This window comes from Wohlfahrtiimonas larvae, assembly GCF_002006755.1.
Classification (GTDB): Bacteria; Pseudomonadota; Gammaproteobacteria; order Cardiobacteriales; family Wohlfahrtiimonadaceae; genus Wohlfahrtiimonas; species Wohlfahrtiimonas larvae.
The window spans coordinates 1-3769 of sequence record NZ_MVDO01000247.1 but is presented as its reverse complement, the minus strand read 5'-3'; the positions used below and the strand labels follow the sequence as shown (position 1 = coordinate 3769).

Sequence of the window (3769 nt, the reverse complement as noted above, 5' to 3'; positions counted from 1 at the left end):
CGTGCGGCAGCAACAATTTTGCATGAACAATTAGCAGTATTTGTTGATCTGAAATCAAAACCTGATGTAGTAGAAGAGAAAGAAGAGCCAGTATGCGAAATCGATCCGATCTTATTACGTTCAGTAGATGATCTTGAGTTAACTGTACGTTCAGCAAATTGTTTGAAAGCAGAAAGCTTGTATTATATTGGTGAGCTAATCCAGAAAACTGAAGTAGAGTTGTTGAAAACTCCAAACTTGGGTAAGAAATCATTAACTGAAATTAAGGATGTTCTTGCTCAACATGGTTTGTCTTTGGGTACTAAATTGGATAACTGGCCACCTTTACATTTAGATGTAAGCAAGCCACCAGCATAATTAAGTTACAAATTTTTAAGGAATTATTCTAATGCGTCATCGTAAATCAGGTCGTGCCTTTAGTCGCACATCAGCGCATAGAAAAGCAATGTTCAAAAACATGGCTGTTTCTATGATTGAGCATGAATTAATTAAAACAACATTACCAAAAGCTAAAGAATTAAGATCAGTTGTTGAGCCTTTAATTACTTTAGCAAAAGTTGACTCAGTTGCTAATCGTCGTTTAGCATTCGCTCGTTTGCGCTCAGAAGCAGCAGTTGCAAAATTGTTCACTGAAATCGCACCACGTATGCAACAACGTCCAGGCGGATACTTAAGAATTCTTAAGTGTGGCAATCGTGCAGGCGATAATGCGCCAATGGCTTATGTAGAGCTAGTTGATCGCACAACAGCATCAGCAGATAAAGCTGAGTAATTGTTTTAAAATTGATAGAATAGGCCGGTTCATCCGGCCTTTTTATTATTGGTGAAATATGTATTTTACACATTTAAATCTCTCTTCACGATCATCAAACTATGATGGGCGTGCAATTACTATTGGTTCATTTGATGGTATTCATATTGGTCATCAAAAAATTCTAACTGAATTAAATCAATATGCAAAAGCTCATAATTTACAACGGACATTGGTAACATTTAATCCTCTTCCACCTGAGTATTTTAAGAAAGGTATGACACATCGATTGATGTCATTAAGGGATAAAGCTGAGTTTTTGAAGAAAAATGATTTGGTGGATGAAATTATATTAATTCCTTTTTCTCAAGCAATGGCAACCATTACTGCTGATAGCTTTTTAGATGATATTTTAATTGATCACTTACAAATGAAAGCCTTATTTGTGGGTAAAGATTTTAAATTTGGCCATAAAGCCGAAGGCAATATAGAATTTTTGAGTAATGCATTAAAAGATCGATACTATTTTTCTGCCATTGATGATCTGACTCGTAATAATATTAGGGTGTCATCAACAAAAATTAGAGGTTTTTTAGCAGATAGTGATTTGCTAGCTGCAAAAGAATTTTTAGGCCGCAATTATAGTTTAATTGGCAAAGTCGTACCGGGTAATCAATTGGCACGTACTTGGGGGATGCCAACAATCAATATTCATTTACAGCATGATTTTCCTTTAATGGGAATTTATAATGCAACAGCTGAAAATTTATGCACCGGTAAAAAATATACAGGTGCTGCGAGTATTGGTTTTCGCCCAACAATTGGTGGAACTAATGTTGTGCTTGAAGTTCACCTTCATGACACGAATGAAGATCTCTATGGTCAGTTCTTCAAAATTTCTTTTATTAATAAAATGAGAGACGAAATTAAGTTTGATACGCTTGAGGATTTGCGAAAGCAAATTGAGCATGATATAACGGAATCTTATTCGTTTTTTAAAGACTATTCAGAATAGGTACAGACTGTGAGTAAAGATAAATCTCAAGACAAAGATAATCATAAATATAAAGATTCTTTGAATCTTCCGACAACTAATTTTGACATGCGTGCAAACTTGCCGATTAAAGAGCCAAAGTTTGTTGAGTTTTGGGAATCCATAGATTTGTACGCTAAACAAAGAAAACAATTTGCAGGAAAGCCAAAATTTGTATTGCATGACGGCCCTCCCTATGCGAATGGGGCATTGCACTTAGGCCACTTTGTGAATAAAACTTTGAAAGATATCATTGTTAAATCACACGGACAGATGGGGTATGATTCTCCATATGTGCCTGGTTGGGACTGTCATGGTTTACCCATTGAATTAGTGGTTGAGCGTAAATTTGGCAAAGTAGGTCCTGAGATGACCGCGGAAGAGTTCCGTCAAAAATGTGCTGATTTTGCTGCAACACAAGTGGATTTACAGCGTGATGAATTTAAACGCTTTGGTATCCTCGGTGATTTTAATAATCCTTATTTAACTTACAATCAAAAGACAGAAGCAAATACTGTTCGTGCATTGGCTAAAATTTATGAAAATGGTCATATGGAACGTGGTTCTCGTCCTGTTAACTGGTGTTTGGATTGCGGATCATCTTTGGCTGAAGCTGAAGTTGAATATGCAGATAAAAAATCCCCCAGCATTGATGTTAAATTCTCTGTAGTAGATTTAGCTGCGTTCAATGCTGCAATCAATGTAAATGTAACAGAATCTGTATCCGTTGTGATTTGGACGACTACACCTTGGACATTACCAGCGAATGAAGCTGTTTCTGTTCATCCTGAATATGATTATTCAGTGGTTGAATTTAATGGTGAGCAATTAGTTGTTGCAACAGAATTGGTAGAGGGTTTAGCTAAGCGTTGGAAAGGTGATATCACTGTTAAAGCAACGTTTAAAGGTAAGGTTTTAGAAGGCTTACAATTGAATCACTGTTTCTATGATAAGCAAGTGCCAGTGATCTTGGGTGAGCATGTAACATTAGATGGCGGTACAGGTTGTGTTCATACAGCGCCATCGCATGGTGATGATGACTATAAAGTTGGTTTGCAGTACGACTTACCAATGGTGAACTATGTATTGGGTAATGGTGATTATTCATCAGAAGTACCTTTGTTTGCAGGCCAAAACATTAGAGCTGTAGAAGATAATATTATCGCGACATTGAAAGAAAAAAATACATTGGTATTTTTATCTAAGATCGATCATAGCTATCCACATTGCTGGCGACACAAAACACCAACGATCTATCGTGCAACAGCACAATGGTTCATCAGTATGGATAATAAAAATCTTCGCCAAGATATCTTGAAAGCGATTGATGGCGTTAAGTTTACGCCAAGCTGGGGTCAAGCGCGTTTGTATGGTATGATCGAAGGCCGTGGTGATTGGTGTATTTCTCGTCAGCGTTATTGGGGCAATCCAATTCCTTTGTTCTTACATAAAGAAACAGGTGAATTACATCCTGAGACAGCTCAATTGATGTTGAAAGTTGCTGATAAAATTGAAGAAAAAGGTTTAACAGGTTGGTTTGAGGCTGACATCACAGAATTTTTGAATGTGGAAGATGCTGCAAACTATGAAAAGAACAAAGACATCTTGGATGTTTGGTTCGATTCAGGGACAACACATTACACTGTGTTGCGTCAACGTGAAGAATTAACATATCCAGCAGATTTATATTTAGAAGGTTCGGATCAGCATCGTGGTTGGTTTAACTCTTCAATCTGTACATCTGTAGCTATGGATGGTATTGCACCATACAAGCAATTGTTAACGCACGGTTTTACAGTGGATTCTCAAGGCCGTAAAATGTCTAAATCATTAGGCAATGGTATTGAGCCACAAGATGTGATGGATAAAATGGGTGCGGATGTTTTACGTTTATGGGTTTCTTCAACAGATTACCGTGGTGAAATCCCTGTATCTGATGAAATCTTAAAACGTACATCAGAAACCTATCGTCGTATCCGTAATAC

The 3769-nt window shown here is 37.0% G+C and carries 4 protein-coding genes; all 4 read left to right on the top strand.

Annotation, left to right across the window (positions count from 1 at the left end):
* A partial coding sequence (locus BZK14_RS12555; RefSeq protein WP_281249147.1) for a DNA-directed RNA polymerase subunit alpha C-terminal domain-containing protein occupies positions 1–357 on the top strand: 357 nt, incomplete at its 5' end.
* A gap of 31 nt (positions 358–388) precedes the next feature.
* The gene (rplQ, locus tag BZK14_RS12550) at positions 389–772 is read left to right on the top strand and encodes a 50S ribosomal protein L17 (protein ID WP_077926805.1); all 384 of its coding nucleotides are present in this window, start codon (positions 389–391) and stop codon (positions 770–772) included.
* 58 nt (positions 773–830) lie between these two features.
* Positions 831–1766, top strand: coding sequence for a riboflavin biosynthesis protein RibF (gene ribF, locus BZK14_RS12545; protein WP_077926804.1), 936 nt, complete (start codon positions 831–833; stop codon positions 1764–1766).
* Positions 1767–1775: 9 nt separating this feature from the next.
* A partial coding sequence (gene ileS, locus BZK14_RS12540) for an isoleucine--tRNA ligase (RefSeq protein ID WP_077926803.1) occupies positions 1776–3769 on the top strand: 1994 nt, incomplete at its 3' end.